Here is a 16,118-nt window from a genome sequence, read left to right as displayed (position 1 = left end):
CAAACCGGAAGACCAACCTCAGCACAAAGCCCCAACACACCAAGGGATGAACACCCAAAATTGAAATTTTGAAACTTAAACTTGAAATGCCTTCTCATGGAAGTCGGAGTAGCACAATAGATTTCGACGCGCTCATCTACTGCTATCCTCTACGTTCGAAAGGCTCGTCAATTTTGAGGGATTGGAAGGTTCGCCATATTAATGGGTAGAAGCCGCAGGTTTAATCTCCTAGCCTTACGAACTTTACAAATCCGGCGAACCGTAAGAGCCTTCTCTCCTGCATGAAATATATCAGCACACGCGGACAAAGCGACGAGAAGACCTTCACTGAAGCAGTGGCGACGGGCCTAGCGCCTGATGGCGGGCTTTACCTGCCCAAGACCCTGCCCAACATTGCCCCTCGCCTCAAGCAGTGGGCTGATCTCTCCTACCCGGATCTGTGCTTTGAGTTCATGAAGCTCTTTGCGACCGACATGCTGGAGGACAAGCTGCGCACCATCGTCGACGCATCATATAGCAATTTCTCCCGCAAGGAAATCGCGCCCCTCGTCAAGCTGGACGGCCATCTAAGCGTACTGGAGCTGTTTCACGGCCCAACCCTCGCCTTCAAGGACTTCGCGCTCCAGCTTCTGGGCAATCTTTACGAGGAGCAAATCGAGCGCACGGGCGACCCCATCAATGTGCTCGGCGCGACGTCTGGCGATACGGGTTCCGCGGCGATTCACGGACTCCTTGGCAAAAAAGGCGTCCGCATTTTCATCCTGTATCCGCAGGGACGCGTCTCAATGCTACAAGAGCGGCAGATGACAACCACCGCCGAGCGCAACGTTTACCCCATCGCGATTGAAGGCAGCTTTGACGACGCGCAGGCCATGGTTAAGGACGCCTTTGGCGACGCCAACCTCAAGGCCCGCTATAGCCTGTCGGCGATCAATTCCATCAACCTCGCCCGCATCCTCGCGCAGTGTGTTTACTACATTTGGGCTTGGCTCCAGCTCGATGAAGACGCCCGCAAACGCGGCGTGCAATTCGTGGTGCCCACCGGTAACTTCGGCAACGTGCTCGCTGGCTGGCTGACCCGCGAAATGGGTTTGCCCATTGAGGGTTTCCGCGTCGCGACCAACCAAAACGACATCCTCTGCCGCCTCTTCAACACCGGCCACTACGAAGTCACCGCCGTCGAGCCAAGCGTCGCACCGTCGATGGACATTCAGGTCGCCTCCAATTTCGAACGCTTCCTTTATTATTCAGTCGGGCAAGACCCCGAGCGCGTTCGCACCGTAATGGAGCAGTTCAAGGCCAAGGGCAAATACACCTTCGAAGATTTCGACCGCAGCGCGTTCTCGGCCACCCGCATGGACGACAAGGAAATCCATGAGACCATCGAATCCATTTACGGGCGTTATAAATATGTAGCCGACCCGCACACCGCCTGCGCTTTCAAAGACCTTGATGAGTCGAAAACCAATATCGTGCTCGCCACGGCGCATCCCGCCAAGTTCCCAGAAGTCATCGAGGAAGCCTTGGGCCGCACGCCCACCGCTCCATCGTTGGAGGCCATCAAGAACGAGCCTATCGTCAACTACATGCTCCCCGCCGAGGGTGAAGCCCTGGCCGAGTTCCTCAAGGAGCACGCCAAGGGCAGTGAATGATGGTTCAATGAGCAATGATTCCGCAAGCAACTGCGGAATTCAATGCACGGGCTCGGTTGTCCCGATCCATACATGCTAGAGTGATCTCTCGTGTTCAACGTTTACGGCCTAAAGGTGGAACGCAGTGTCCCGACCGGGCATTGCTCGGCTCACGGCCAACAGGATAAAACTGCCCAAAGGTTTTTTTTGAAATATTTTTCAGGCCGAGGCATAAATCGGCAAACGTCACCACGTTTTTCGATTAATTAAAGCTAACAGATAACACTTAGCACGAATAATTAGCATCAAAGTGCCGCCCAGCGCAAAAAATCGGGCTGATTTTTATCCAACCCAACCAACTGAACCAGTGGAGCCAACCAAGCCAGCCGAGCCATTGCAGAGTTGAAAAAACCGTGGTATTCTCTGCCCATGCCCCCAAGACTCCGCTTTGGATTCTTCACCTTTAAACTTTAAACTTTCCCTTCCCGCCATTTTAATCCCCGAAAAATCATGACACTTACTACCGTAAAACCTCGAGTCCGCGGATTCGTCTGCGTAACTGCCCACCCAACCGGATGCGCAAAAAACGTCCAAGAGCAAATTGACTACGTTAAGGCCCAAGGCCCCGTTTCCGGTGCCCCCAAGAAGGTCCTCGTGATTGGCTCGTCCACGGGCTACGGCCTCTCCTCCCGCATTGCCGCCGCATTTGGCGGAGACGCCGCCACGCTGGGCGTTTTCTTTGAGCGCCCCAGTGACAAGGGCCGCCCCGCCTCCGCTGGCTGGTATAACTCCGTCGCTTTCGAGAATGCCGCGCACGCCGCTGGCCTCTACGCCAAAAGCATCAACGGTGACGCCTTTTCCAACGAAATTCGCCAGCAGACCATTGATACCCTCAAGGCTGACCTTGGCCAAGTCGATCTGGTCATTTACAGCCTGGCCTCCCCCCGCCGCACCGATCCCGCCACCGGCGAAGTCTTTAAGAGCACGCTCAAGCCCATCGGTAAGCCATTCTCCGCCAAGTCGGTTGACACCGATAAGGGCCTCGTGACCGATGTCTCGCTGGAAGCCTCCAGTGGCGACGACGTCGAAAACACCATCAAGGTGATGGGGGGCGAAGACTGGACGCTCTGGATGAACGCCCTCAAAGCCGCCGACGCCCTCGCACCCGACGCCAAGACCATCGCCTATTCCTACATCGGGCCAGAAGTCACCTTCCCCATCTACCGCGAAGGCACCATTGGCAAGGCCAAGGAACACCTCGAACTGACCGCCAACGGACTCCGCACACTGGGCTTCAACGCCTATGTCTCGGTCAACAAAGCCGTCGTCACTCAGGCCAGCTCGGCCATTCCCGTCGTCCCTCTTTACATCGCGATCCTCTTTAAGATCATGAAAGAAAAGGGCCTCCACGAAGGTTGCATTGAACAGATGGACCGCATGATGCGCGAAAAAATTTACGTGGACGGTGGCCCCATCATTGATGACCGATCCCTGATCCGCGTCGATGATTGGGAAATGCGAGAAGACATTCAGGAAGCCGTCAAGGCCGTCTGGGGTGACATTACCTCCGACAACCTCATGACCGACACCGACTTTGCCAGCTACCAAAAGGACTTCCTCCGCCTCTTCGGATTTGGCGTAGAAGGCGTCGACTACGATGCCGAGGTCGATGTCGAAGTGCCCATGCCAAGCATGGCCTAAGGTCTCCGCCACTAAATACCACGGATAAAAAGTTGCCCCATGAAAATCATCGTCACTGGAGCCAGCGGCCTCGTCGGCAACGCCTTCCTAAAGGAAGCAGCACGGCGTCGGCATGAGCTGATCGCCGTGTCGGGCACACGCGAAGCCACCCTCCCCCCCGGTGCCCGCAGCCGCCAAATCGACCTGTCCGAGACCGCCGCAATCGAGGCGCTCATCCTCGAAGAATTCCCCGATATCATTGTCAACTGCGCGGCCATTTCCAGCCCCGCCGCGGTCGAGGCCGACCCGACCAAGGCGGAGAAAATCAACGTCGCCCTCCCCCGCCACCTCGCCATGCTGGCCAACCACCTGAGCGCGCGCTTTTACCACCTGTCCACGGACATGGTGTTCGACGGCTCGCAGGGGCCTTATCGCTCAACCGATGCGCCCAACCCGCGCAATCTCTACGGCCAGACCAAGATGCTCGCCGAGCGCGAAGTCCTCAAGTTTGGCAAGACCTTCGCGACCGTGTTGCGCATCGCCATCATCACCGGCAACAGCCCCGGCGGCGAACGTTCCCTCCACGAAAAACTGTTCAAACAATGGGCCGAAGGCAAACGCACACCACTCTACACCAATGAGTTACGTCAACCCCTCGGAGTAGACAACCTCGCTGAAGTCTTGGCCGAGCTCTGCGAACGCCCCAGCCTGCACGGGCTCTTTCATTGGGCGGGTCAAGACCGCCTGAGCCGCTACGAAATCGGCCAGCGCATCCTAAAACATTTCGACCTGCCCGAAGATTTAATCGAACCCATCGAAGCCAGCGATGACCGCCCGCTCGACCTGACCCTCGACCTGCATCCGCTGATCAGCAAGCTACGCACCCCCCCCCTATCATTCGCCGACCAGCTCGCCGCCATGGATCCACCCGTGCTCTGCCGCGCTTGGCACGCTGCGATGACCGGGCAAGCCACCGACGCCCCCCCCCCCCGAGAACGCTTCGTCAAGGGACGCGATTTTTAATCCCCCCCGTAGTCGTTATTGCTGCGCGATATTCCGCCCAACAAACAATTCCGGGGAATCCGTCGTTAGAAAGTCAAAACCCGCCGCGTCCCATTTCCCTAGGTCAGCCGGATCGTTTACCGTCCAGACATTCATAATCGCCCCCGCGGCAATAAGCTGCTCACGACGCTTGTCATCCAAATCCAGCTGATTCGAGAGCCCCAACCCGTGCACCGGCAAGCTGTCGGCTGGCAGGCGTTTCGGAATCTTGCGCGGAAGCCGGTTCAGGTTGTCCAACAGCAGCAGCAAAGTCAGGTCGGGAAAACGCGCCGCGATCGACCAAAGCGCATCCGGGTAAAAGCTCATCAGGAATACCTGACGCTCGGTGACGAACTGCGGGTTATCACGGAAAATCGGCTCCAACGCCTTTGCTAAAGCCTGCCCTGAGACATCCTTGACCTCGACGAAGAAATTCTTTCGCGCTGGCATCGAGTGCAGTACATCGGCCAAGCGTGGGATACGCTCCCCTGCAAACTCCGAGCCTTTCCACGAACCCACATCCAGTTGGCAAAGCTCCTCGTAAGTCGACTGCTCGACGACCAATTTTTGCCCCGCAACGCGCTCCGTATCGGGGTCGTGAATCACGACGGGCACGTGGTCTTTAGTCAGGTGGACATCCACCTCCACACCATCCGCGCCTAATTCCCAAGCACGGTTAATCGCGGCCATGGTATTTTCAGGTGCGGAGCCAGAGGCCCCGCGGTGAGCGATAATGCGCATTGTAGCGCCATACTCCACGTATCTCTAATCTTGTCAGTAAGGAAATCTGATGCGGCGCGGTTTTAACAGCATCGCTACGTAGATGTTGTTTAAGTTGACGCCCCAACTAGTGATAAATAACTAAACAACATGGCCGACAAGGACGACAGCAAGCGCACCGCCGGACAATACTCCGCCATCGGCATTATCACAGTCTTCGCCGCACTATTGATCTACTTGCTCTCGTTTCCCTTTGCCATTAGGCTGTGCGTACTCTATGACTGGGGCTTCGATTACATTGAACTCGTTTATAAGCCACTGGAGATAATCGAGGGCAGTCCACTTGAGGGCCCCTACGTCTGGTATCTCAAAAAAACGGCACCCGATATCTTCACCATAGCTCCCTAGCCCAGCGAAACCGCGACCGAAAACACCTCGCTCTTGCCGGGGGAGACGAAATGCAGGCCGTTTTTGATTTCCGGACTGTTCGGCGGGCCCATCCAAGGTTCCACGCAGAAAAACGGGCTGCTGTCCTCCAGAGTCCAGGTGACCACGGTCATCCAAGGGTCCGGGCGGGAGGTATCTCCAGCCTTGATCACAATGTCTTCCTCCCCCCCCTTGGGGCCAAAACGGATTTCGTTCGTCTTGAGCTTGGTGCGGATCAAATCGACAATCGCCGGATCGCCAAAATTCGCTGGGTCGGGGAAATCCTTAACCAGCGCAAGTTTGCCGTTGGGCTCTTGGTGGAAGGCCTTCTTGGCTCCGGTGGTGAGCATGTAGTCCTTGCGCCCAAGGTCTTCGTGCCACGGCATCGCGAAATAGAAGTGATGGCCCGCACTCCACGGCAGCGGCTCTTTACCAAGATTCTTCAGCTCGAAATCCACGTAAAACGCGAGCTGCTCGAAGCGGTAGCGGACGGAAAAATCGTAATCAAACGGGTAGGCCTCGCGGGCGGCTTCATCGGGGATAAACTTCGCCAGGAAACCCTTGTCGTGCGCGGACTCCAAGCGAAATTTCCCCTGTCGCGCATAGCCGTGCTGGGCCATGGGGCGGCGCACACCGTCAGGCCCTTTCCAGAAGCCCAGCTCGCCGTCGCAGAAGGTCCGCGCTGAAAATGGAAACAAAACCGGGTTGCCGCCGCGAACATGGGCAATCTCGTCTAAATTGGCGTTCTCCGGCCAGTGGATGACGTCGCGAAAGGAACCATCGGCCATTTGCAGGTGCCAGTTCATCAGGCGAGCGCCGGCCTCGGGATAAGCCAGAAAAGTCGATGCCCCAATTGTCCATTTACGAATTGGGTGGCCTTGCAGATCGATTATTTCCATAGATTTGAACGTGAGCCAATGTCGGCTATTTTACCAGTGCTAATGAACAATCCGCTGCAAAATCCTGTCTCTTGTCGATTCCAAAACGCGGCGTTCATTGTAATTGTATCGACCTGCCGCTTCGTTGTAAAATAATGAAAATAATGAACCGCCAACATACATGGTCTGCAATTTTAGGCGTTATCCTGATCGCCTGCGCCGCGGCGTTGCCACTCATCGCCTCACGCGTCGATGAAAACCAGCCGGCGGAAGACAGCGAGGTCCTCACTGAATCCGCAGTTGATGCAACCACCGAGGCCAACGAAGAAACGCCCAAAGAGGCCGACGTCGAAGAGGCCCCACAGCCAGCCCCACGCGTCATCCCCGAACCACCTGAAGGCGGTTGGGACGTCTACGTGGTGCCGATTGAGGGGGCGATTACCGAGCCACAGCTTTTCATCCTCAAGCGCGCGCTCAAGGAAGCCATTGCCAACGGCGTAGAAGTGATCTTGCTCGATATGGATACACCCGGTGGCGCGCTCGGCGTGACTCTGGAAATGATGGAAGCGCTGGATTACTTTGAGGGTACAACAATCACCTACGTGAACCCTGACGCCATTTCGGCCGGTTCCTATATTTCCATCGCAACCGATGATATCTGGTTCGCCCCCAATGGCGTCATGGGCGCGGCAGCCGTCGTCTCCGGTGGCGGTGAGGATATTCAGGACACCATGAAGGAAAAAATCGACAGCTACCTGCGCGGCAAAGTGCGGGCATTGTCGGGTGAAAATCGTTACCGTGCTGATGTACAGCGCGCAATGATGGACAGCGATTTTGAGTTCGAAATCAACGGCGTGGTCCTCAAGGAGCCCGGCGAATTACTCTCCCTGACCGCCAAAGAAGCGACTGCTTACTACGGCGACCCAGCCGAGCCCTTGCTCGCTGAGGGCATCGCTACGGATATCGAAGACCTGCTCACCCAGAAATACGGCGCGGGCAATTACCACATCAAACAGTTTGAAGTCACCTGGAGCGAAGAATTCGCGAAGTGGTTCCAGAACATTGCCCCCCTCCTCATGGGTGCGGGTGTCTTGCTTCTTTTCATCGAAATGAAAACGCCCGGTTTCGGTGTCTTCGGCATCGGTGGCATCTGCCTCCTGCTCGTCGTCTTCGCCAGTAATTACTTTGCCGGCATGGCGGGCAATGAACCACTGCTTTTCTTTATTATCGGCGTCATCCTAATCGCAGTAGAGATATTCCTCGTGCCCGGCACCCTGATTGCGGGCTTGGCGGGCGGCATCCTCGTCCTCGGCTCACTGATCTGGACCATGGCCGATATCTGGCCCAAAGGTAGCAAAGGCTTCGAGCTGGCACCTGAGCTTTTCTACGCTCCCATCGGCCAACTCATTCTGGGCCTAGGCCTTGCCTTTGGCGCAGCACTCGCCATCCTGCGCTACCTGCCGGAATCCCCCATGAAGCGCGCCATCGTCTTGAGCACTGAAGTCGGCGATACCTCTCCCTCCATTACCGGAGGCGGGCGCTCCATCGACTATGCCGAAGGCGGCGACAACGCGCTCCCCGCACCCGGTACTCGCGGCCAAGCCGTGACCGACCTCCATCCCGGCGGCCAAGTGGAAATTAACGGACGGCGCTTCCAAGCCCGCGTCCTCATCGGCGCCATCGAACGCGGTGACCGCATCGAAGTCGTTGAGCAGCGGGACTTTTCCCTCGTTGTGCGAAGCGTGTAAACAAACAAATTTACGTCTAATGGTTGATCGAAAATCCAGGCAGCAAGTAATTAAAGCCATCGAAGCATTTCTTGATGACAGGATCACGGCGTTTGAATTTGATGATCGCCTCTTCAAAATCGTAACAGATGATAAAACCTTGAGCGAAATCATCTTATCCTGTTGGTACTTCTACGATGACTGTAAAGATCACCTGATTAACGTTCAAAAACCAGAGTGGGATTATCTTCAACGCTCTTTGTTGATACTCCACTCCGACGCCGAATTCGCCACTGATTTTGAAGAGCATAAATATGACTGGTCGTGGCTACATACTATCGCGTTGATTGCCTCCATTAGCTTTATCGGAACTGGGCTCTTTCTGGGTTGGGGCTGGCATTTACTCCTCGTCGCCGTCCCATTTGGAGCAATTTCGATGTTCATCGCTCAGTATCGGAGCCAAAACAGAACAGCATTTTACCACAACAATCCAGCGTGTTACCCATTTTCCGATGTGGCCCAAATACGTTTACTCTATCGGCAGATTAAATGCTTTAAAAAGCGCCCCTACCGTAGTGAAATTGCCCAACGTACAATTCGGACCGATTGTGAAAGACGACTGATGCTTATACCGGCATACTTTACTTGGCTAATCAGTGGGCCACTCGTCCTCCTGTTTCAAGGCCTACCGTCGAGCCAATCCGCCCCAGCCACTCTTATCATAAGCAAATAACCATGATCCTCATCATCGGACTCATAATTGCCGGCCTCCTGCTGATCTCGTTTGAGATCGTGGTACCGGGCGGCGTGCTTGGAACCATTGGCGTCTTGTCAGTGATGGGCGCAGTCGGAGTGGCCTATGCCCAATATGGCGTGCAAATCGCCGCCATCGTCTTTCTGGCGTCCTTGGTGATCATCACGGTGATGGTTATCGTGGAATTCCAATTGCTCCCCAAGACCAAGCTAGGCAAACAATTCTTCCTCTCCAGTTCGAGCGGTGGCGCAATTCGCTATGGTCAGCGGGACGACAACGCCGCACAGGAAGACTCCCTGATCGGTCAGCAGGGCGAGGCCCTTACCACCATGGCCCCCAGCGGCCGGATAATGATCTCGGGCAAGAGCTACGAAGGCTACTCACAAAGCGGCCTACTCAACAAGGGCACCTTGGTAGAAGTAGTCGCACGTGACGCCTTCCGGGTTGTCGTTAAAAAAGTTTCCTGATAACCATTCCTTTAAGTAAATACCAACAACGTTAAAAATCGCCATGGATCTCCTAAATATAGCACTGATCATTCTAGGCATCATCCTCATCGGGATGTTCCTCATCATACTTTCCTACATCCGGACCTGGATTCAGGCCCTCCTCTCCGGAGCACAGGTGGGCATCCCGACGCTGATCGCTATGCGACTGCGTAACGTCCCCTACAAGATGATCGTCGAAGCCCGCATCACCGCGGTCAAGGCTGGCATCGGGTTAGACACCGACAAGCTTGAAGCGCACTACCTGGCCGAAGGTAACGTCATCCAGACTGTCCAAGCCATCATCGCCGCCGACAAGGCTGGCATCAAGCTGAGCTGGGACCGCGCTTGCGCGATCGACCTAGCCACCAAAGGCACCAACAAGAGTGTCCTCGAAGCGGTCCGCACCTCGATTAACCCGAAGGTCATCGACTGCCCAGCCCGTGAATCTGGTCGCACAACCATTGACGGTGTCGCCAAGGACGGTATTCAGGTCAAGGCCCGCGCCCGCGTAACGGTTCGCTCCAATCTGGACCAATACGTTGGTAGCGCGCAGGAAGAAACCATTATTGCCCGTGTCGGTGAAGGTATCGTAACCACGATCGGCTCCTCCGAAACCTACAAGTTCGTGCTCGAAAACCCGGACCGTATTTCCAAGGTCGTGCTTCAGCGCGGTTTGGACACTGGCACCGCCTTCGAAATCATTTCGGTGGACATTGCTGACGTCGACGTCGGCACCAACATCGGTGCCAAACTTCAGGAAGAGCAGGCCATCGCCAACAAGAACATGGCTCAAGCCCAAGCCGAAATCCGCCGCGCCGCCGCCGTCGCCCTCGAACAAGAAATGAAAGCACGCGTGCAGGAGATGCAGGCCAAGGTCGTCGAAGCCGAAGCCCAAGTCCCACTCGCCCTTTCTGAAGCCCTGCGCACTGGCAAGCTCGGCGTCATGGACTACTATCGCCTCCAGAATATTCAGGCCGACACCGAAATGCGCGATTCCATCTCCAAGCCCGATCAGGGTGAAGGCCGCATACAAGATTAATTCCAACCGGCCAGGCACCCAATGTTAACCACACAACGAAAGAGCACGTATGGACTTTAGCGAAATCATCGTTCCCATTATTGTGTTCATCGTGTGGGCGGTCGGACAATTCTTCGGTAAGAAAGAAGAAAAAAATCAACCCACCTCACCCGCACAAAGAGAGGCACCGCCATCGCAGCAAAACCATCCGCCGCCGCGACATCAGCAGCAACATCCGCGTGAGCAGCAACATCCGCGTCATCAGCAACAACCAGTTAGCGAGGACGAACGCACCCAGCGCATCCAAGAGGAAATTCGTCGGAAAATTGCAGCGCGCCGCGAGCAATCCCCGCAGGCACCACAACCTTCGCCTTCTGGCCCGCCCCCGGTTCCGTCCGCGCCACCGCCAGTTCCAACTCAGCAGCCCGCCTACCAGCAGCGCAAGCAGATTGACTACGGACGACCGGGCGAGCAACCTCAGCCAAGCTTCTACGAGGCACCGCCGCCACAACGTAACTACGAGGCAGAAATTGCCGAGCAGCAACGTATCGTCGCGGCCACGGAACAACGAGCCGCTGAAGCCCGGGCGCAAGCTCAGGCCCAAATGGACCGCACGTATGGCCTCTCGAGTGCCAAGCGCCGCAAGCCAAGCCGTAGTAGCAGCACCTTCACTGGTGGCATGAGTAACCGCATCAAGGGCCGCCTTCGTGATCCCAAAGCCGCCCGTGAAGCCTTCCTCTATCTGGAAATCCTCGGCACTCCGGTCGGCCAACGCGAACAAGGCCAAATGCACCCCAGCTGGGAACGCTAACACCGCAATTAAACGGCACGCGGGCACAATTCCCCGTGCTCAAATTGATGTTGTTCTAGGCCGACACTGCGTCGGGTATCCGTTCACGCTGCGATGCAAATGGCAGCGACTCTTGGCTTTCCTGAATGACCTCGCGGGTCAGCTTGACAATCGTCTCACGCCGCTCGCTACCCGATGGGCATTCCTCCGCAATAATGTTCAATGACGCCACAATTCGCGTTACGATGGTGATATCCTGGCGGCCGTAAAAATGAATTTGCTGAAAGGCCTGCCTTAAGAGCGTCTCAAACTCTCGTGGCGGGGCGATCACGCGTAACGCACCTTCGGCGTCAAAGCGTTGTGGTTTGGGCCACGTGCGGCGAGCCAGCTTACGAAAGGAGCACGTTAGGTAGTCGATGCACTCCACCGCCGTATGTGGATCGTTGATACCCGGCGACAGTGCGCGGATCGCGATTTCCTCCATTTGTCGAATTGGAAACGTCGCGTCCTGCTGGTGGGTCGGAAACGTCCCCATGACAAAAATCCCGCGCAGCTCTCCGAGCGCATCATCGTCCAGCGCACGCTTGGAGTTCACACTCGCCAATTCGTAGCCGTCATAGACGAAATCTCCGGGGCGTGCTTTTAGCTCCACCCCTAGATCCCACTCCTTCGCCAACCGCATCAGATCATCATCCTGCACATATTGGACATAGCCTGCGCGGTGGCTCCTGATGCAAGTCAATTCAGCCCCTTCGCCAATCGTTCGCGGGGCATCGGCGGTTGGTTTAGCGGACGGTTTCTCCGGCGCAATTTCCTCTGGGAAAAGTTCATCGACGGCATGATTCAAGTCATGGTAAACGCGGCGCATAATCGACTGCACTTGGATCGCCGACGCCACGTGCTGCACGAAGTAAATCATCAGCCCGATGCACGTTAGCGACAAAACCACCGCAAACAAAACCGACAACGTGGGCACAAATTCCGTCCCGCCGGAGTTGATATTCTTCAGCGTGATAATGCTGTAAATGAAGCACCCTGCGAAGGCCCCGATTACAAATTGGCTGGGCCGATCTTCGATAAAGTTTTTCACCAGCCTTGGGCCGTATTGCTGCGAGGCCAACGTCAACACGACCACCATAGTGGACAAGATCACGCCGGTCACCGTAATCATCGACCCGGAAATCGTCGTCAAAATCGACCGCGCACCCTCGGGGGACTGCGAAAACCAAGCCAACGCGCCCTCGGGGTCCAGGTTGATACGGTGGTCGAGCCAGTTCAGCCCCACCGAGGCAAATATCGCCGAAACCGCCAGCCCCGCTGGCAACAACCAAAACGACTGAAGAATCCGCAACCAAATGGCCTTTAAAGAAAAATTCATCACAGGAAATCGATAAGCTCAGCCTACGAATAAAACGGCCATTGTCTAGCTGGATGCCATGGAATACGCTGGCACGCTTCGGTAGCGAAGCCGCGTCACCTGCCGCTACATACGTTTCGCTGGAAGCATGACGAGAGGTATTTCGTTCTCTGACCGTTTACGCGCCTACTTCGCTATGCTCGGCTGATGCTTCGTCGCCAATCGCCGGGCAAGTTGCGCGGCATGCAGTTCAATCGGGGTGAGTTCCTCCGGTGGGATCGCTTCCCACCAAATTCCATCATGCTCCAGAACGGAAGGCGAATCAGTCGTCAGCCCCACAAAATTCATCGACGGCGGCCCAAAGTCTGACGGCGGCGGCGCAATATTATTCTTAGCCTGAAGCCGCCAAAAGGTGCCCCGCGCCGCACAATTTTTACCCAGTGACTGACCGCCTCCACAACGCCAAATGTTGGACGCCTCTCCACAATCCAGATTGCTGAATAGGTTTTGATAGGGCACCCGCCGATGATGGTCCAGCGACATGTCCAACGCACGTCCGTTCTTGATCACGTTACCCGAGGCAAAACCATCCACCGTAACGTCATGGATAAACTCTGTTCGTATATCAAAATTCTCCAGCACACTGTCTCGCCCCACTTGAAGGCCGTGGTGCCCTGTTTTTCCCTTGTGAGTCTCTCGCTCGGATTCGACCAGCACGCCATCAAAGGTGCAGTTATAGCCGCCGCCAAAGATACCGCTATCGCTGTTGAATATGCGCACATTGCGCACCCAGCAATTCACCGCACCATTGATCGCAAGTGCGTTATAGCCCGGCTCCGTAAAGTGTCCCTCATAAGGGATGTTCGGAAACTCAAAACCCAGCTCCTCAACACCCGATTCATAGACTGATGAGCCTCCGCCCTTCAACGACGGATTCCACTCGGGCCGCACATCAAAACTCAGCGAACGCTCCAACTCGACACGCTGGCCATCGATGGCCTTAATACGCGCCCGCATGCCCGCCCGAAAAGTAGGCATCTTGGCCACATCACCCGCATCACCAGAATACAAGTAATCCACCAAAGTATTCTCCGCATCAGCGTGGGCTGAGACCTTCACAACCTCTCCAACCCTTAAGCCATCCGTCGACGCCACATCCAGCCAAGCGTCGCCACGCTGGGCGCTGGCCGTAATCAGCGTAATGACTGCGTCATCATACTTACCCTTGATCCAGACGATCCCACCGCTCCACGAATAATTCGACGTGGGCCGGCCGGTTGTCGTCTGGCTCATATCAGGCAAAATCGTCTCCAGTGGCGTGGGACAATAAAGCACGCTCTGCTCCGCGCTCGCACCACGCAGAACAATGTTCGGCTTCCGAATCCATAAAATATCCGTGATCACATAGCGGCCCGGCGGCACGAAAATCGCGCCAGACTCGGTCTGCGCAATGGCATCTTTGAAGGCCTGAGTGTCATCATGCACCCCGTCTCCCACGGCCCCAAAATCCTTGACCGAGCAGACGACTTCCACCTCTGGCAGCGGGTCCTCTCCAAAGTGATAACCAGCAAATGAAAAATCAGGCAAACGCCCACCGGGGACCCAAGCCTCACCAGTTTGCCCCCAAAGTTCTGATACGTGCTGCGCACTTCCGTCATTGGCCAGGAAACTGGCGCTAAACATCAAGGAGTAATTCATAATCTTTCGGGTATTAAACAACCAACAACTAGACACCTAGACAATTCTTACATGTTTACTAATTCAATCAAGCGAGAATCTATTGAGTCTATTCAGCAGGCATGATAACAAAGTTAGCGCTGGCGCAGCCCCGCGCCAGCGCTAACTTTGGCAACGGATAGTAAACGACAACTCAGCTAAACGAATCGCCACTCCAAGGGTGGAGCCCGGTGTCCCTACCGGGCAGGCATCTGCCTCTCCCCAGCAGGATGAAACGGCCCGGTAGGGACACCGGGCTCCACCTTCAGTTTCCCACCTCACTGCCGCTCCGCGCCTCTTTTGCGCAGTGCGCAAAACTCTCGGTCCAGCGGGACGCTGGTTTAGGGATTTGCTTTGTGTACGGGGCGGAGTATATTTGATGCATGCAACCCCAAATTTATAAGTCTGAAGTCTTTGATATGGCGTGCCGTCAGTTTGACATTGCGGCCGATTTGCTGGGGCTCGATCCCTCGCTTTATGAGCGCACGAAATACCCGAAACGCTGCATGGCGGTCATGTGCCCGATCCGAATGGACTCCGGCGAGGTACGTGTATTTGAAGGCTATCGCGTGCAGCACCACCTCTCGATGGGGCCAACCAAGGGCGGGCTTCGTTTCCACCCAGCAGTCACACTGGGCGAGGTCGCAGCGCTCTCCATGTGGATGAGTTGGAAATGCGCGTTGACGGGCCTGCCTTACGGCGGGGCCAAGGGCGGCGTTTGCGTTGACACGCGCGATTTGTCCTTTGGCGAACTGGAGCGCCTCTCTCGCCGTTACATGCAGGAGATGATTTCCTTCGTTGGCCCGAACACCGACATTATGGCACCCGATGTTGGCACGAACGAGCAAGTCATGGCTTGGATGATGGACACCTATGCGAACCACGTAGGTAACTCCGTGCCGGCCATCGTGACCGGCAAACCCGTGAGCTTGGGCGGCTCGGAAGGACGACGCGAAGCAACCGGCCACGGCGTCGCCTATCTCATAAAATCTTATCTAAACGACTTAAATATCCCGCTCGACGAGGCTACCGTGGCGATCCAAGGCTTTGGCAACGTGGGCTCCGAGGCCGCCGTTGCGCTGAACGCGTTTGGCATCAAGGTCATTGCCATTAGCGACTATTACGGGGGATTTTACAACGCCGGCGGAATCAACATCCTTGATGCGGTTGCCTACGTGAAAGCACATGGCTCGCTCAAAGGCTGGAAAGGCGGCGATTCGATTTCAAACGAGGACCTGCTCATTCTGGAATGCACCGTAGTCGTCCCCGCCGCCCTGGAACGCGTGATCGACGAGAACAACGCGCCCAAGCTGCGGTGTCGCATCTTGGCCGAAGCCGCCAATGGCCCCACGACCAACCAAGCCGACGCCATTCTGAAGCAAAACAAAGACATCATCACCATCCCCGATATTTTCTGCAACAGCGGCGGCGTAATCGTCTCCTACTTTGAGTGGGTTCAAGACCTGCAAAGTCTGTTTTGGACCCGCGAAGAAGTCCTCAACAAAATGTACAAGATACTCGATCGCGCCAAAATTGAGATCGAAAATCAGAAAAAGAAACTCAAATGCAGCCGCCGCGAAGCCGCACTCACGTTGGGCATTAAAAAAGTCGCCGACGCCAAAGCCGTGCGCGGTCTTTTTCCGTAAGCAAACGAATTTCGGATTTCGCAAATTCGCCCAAGCATCGCAGCCCTTGCATCCCAACAGGCAACCAAATGGTTGCCTGTTTCCGATTTAACTGCTTTTTAAGCCTCATTTCGGCCGTCACATTTTTCAAAACTTTGCTGTAGTTTCCATTTTTGAGACATTATGAGCCTAAAAAGAGCATAAAAGTATCAGTTTTAAAAAACGGGAAATCAGCCGAAAATCCTCGTAAACCCTGATGTAAATTGG

14 protein-coding genes are annotated in these 16,118 nt (G+C 55.6%); 10 read left to right on the top strand and 4 right to left on the bottom strand.

What is annotated here, in order from left to right; translation table 11 throughout:
* The first annotated feature begins 281 nt into the window (after positions 1 to 281).
* From thrC to IE065_RS17005, 3 genes are all read left to right on the top strand, one after another.
* Positions 282 to 1,652, top strand: a complete 1,371-nt coding sequence (gene thrC, locus IE065_RS17015) for a threonine synthase (protein ID WP_189517323.1) — start codon at positions 282 to 284, stop codon at positions 1,650 to 1,652.
* Between the two features lie 489 nt (positions 1,653 to 2,141).
* Positions 2,142 to 3,332, top strand: coding sequence for an enoyl-ACP reductase FabV (fabV, locus tag IE065_RS17010; RefSeq protein ID WP_189517321.1), 1,191 nt, complete (start codon positions 2,142 to 2,144; stop codon positions 3,330 to 3,332).
* A 39-nt stretch (positions 3,333 to 3,371) separates the two neighbouring features.
* Positions 3,372 to 4,334: an SDR family oxidoreductase gene (locus IE065_RS17005; RefSeq protein ID WP_189517319.1), complete on the top strand. Its 963-nt coding sequence runs from the start codon at positions 3,372 to 3,374 to the stop codon at positions 4,332 to 4,334.
* Positions 4,335 to 4,349: 15 nt separating this feature from the next.
* Here IE065_RS17005 and IE065_RS17000 read toward each other — a convergent pair whose 3' ends face one another.
* Positions 4,350 to 5,093, bottom strand: a complete 744-nt coding sequence (locus IE065_RS17000) for a glycerophosphodiester phosphodiesterase (protein WP_189517317.1) — start codon at positions 5,091 to 5,093, stop codon at positions 4,350 to 4,352.
* Between the two features lie 129 nt (positions 5,094 to 5,222).
* Here IE065_RS17000 and IE065_RS16995 point away from each other — a divergent pair, with 129 nt between their 5' ends.
* Positions 5,223 to 5,480, top strand: coding sequence for a hypothetical protein (locus tag IE065_RS16995; RefSeq protein ID WP_189517311.1), 258 nt, complete (start codon positions 5,223 to 5,225; stop codon positions 5,478 to 5,480).
* Here the strand turns inward: IE065_RS16995 and IE065_RS16990 are convergent.
* Entirely contained in the window at positions 5,477 to 6,397 is a 921-nt protein-coding gene (locus IE065_RS16990; RefSeq protein ID WP_189517310.1) for an aldose epimerase family protein, read from the bottom strand. The genes IE065_RS16995 and IE065_RS16990 overlap by 4 nt on opposite strands.
* Positions 6,398 to 6,531: 134 nt before the next feature.
* Between IE065_RS16990 and IE065_RS16985 the strand changes: the two genes are divergently transcribed.
* The 5 genes from IE065_RS16985 to IE065_RS16965 are packed head-to-tail and all read left to right on the top strand — an operon-like array spanning position 6,532 to position 11,174.
* Entirely contained in the window at positions 6,532 to 8,124 is a 1,593-nt protein-coding gene (locus IE065_RS16985; protein ID WP_189517309.1) for an NfeD family protein, read from the top strand.
* Between the two features lie 19 nt (positions 8,125 to 8,143).
* Complete coding sequence (locus IE065_RS16980) at positions 8,144 to 8,836, top strand: hypothetical protein (RefSeq protein ID WP_200163445.1); 693 nt, start codon at positions 8,144 to 8,146, stop codon at positions 8,834 to 8,836.
* Positions 8,837 to 8,838: 2 nt separating this feature from the next.
* Complete coding sequence (locus IE065_RS16975) at positions 8,839 to 9,324, top strand: NfeD family protein (RefSeq protein WP_189517307.1); 486 nt, start codon at positions 8,839 to 8,841, stop codon at positions 9,322 to 9,324.
* Positions 9,325 to 9,367: 43 nt separating this feature from the next.
* Positions 9,368 to 10,384: a flotillin-like protein FloA gene (floA, locus tag IE065_RS16970; protein WP_189517306.1), complete on the top strand. Its 1,017-nt coding sequence runs from the start codon at positions 9,368 to 9,370 to the stop codon at positions 10,382 to 10,384.
* A gap of 49 nt (positions 10,385 to 10,433) precedes the next feature.
* Entirely contained in the window at positions 10,434 to 11,174 is a 741-nt protein-coding gene (locus tag IE065_RS16965; RefSeq protein ID WP_189517304.1) for a hypothetical protein, read from the top strand.
* Positions 11,175 to 11,229: 55 nt separating this feature from the next.
* On the opposite strand, the gene IE065_RS16960 is transcribed toward IE065_RS16965, so the two are convergent.
* Together IE065_RS16960 and IE065_RS16955 are read right to left on the bottom strand one after the other, a co-directional pair.
* Positions 11,230 to 12,531, bottom strand: a complete 1,302-nt coding sequence (locus IE065_RS16960) for a DUF2254 domain-containing protein (protein ID WP_189517302.1) — start codon at positions 12,529 to 12,531, stop codon at positions 11,230 to 11,232.
* A gap of 165 nt (positions 12,532 to 12,696) precedes the next feature.
* Positions 12,697 to 14,208 carry a glycosyl hydrolase family 28-related protein gene (locus IE065_RS16955; RefSeq protein WP_189517300.1) on the bottom strand — a complete coding sequence of 504 codons (1,512 nt, stop codon included), beginning with the start codon at positions 14,206 to 14,208 and terminating at the stop codon, positions 12,697 to 12,699.
* 401 nt (positions 14,209 to 14,609) lie between these two features.
* Here IE065_RS16955 and IE065_RS16950 point away from each other — a divergent pair, with 401 nt between their 5' ends.
* Entirely contained in the window at positions 14,610 to 15,872 is a 1,263-nt protein-coding gene (locus IE065_RS16950; RefSeq protein ID WP_189517298.1) for a Glu/Leu/Phe/Val family dehydrogenase, read from the top strand.
* The last annotated feature ends 246 nt before the right edge of the window (positions 15,873 to 16,118 follow it).

This window comes from Cerasicoccus arenae (genome assembly GCF_014651635.1).
Taxonomy (GTDB): domain Bacteria; phylum Verrucomicrobiota; class Verrucomicrobiia; order Opitutales; family Cerasicoccaceae; genus Cerasicoccus; species Cerasicoccus arenae.
Note: the sequence above shows the minus strand (reverse complement) of the source record. Positions and strands in the feature narration are given on the sequence as shown.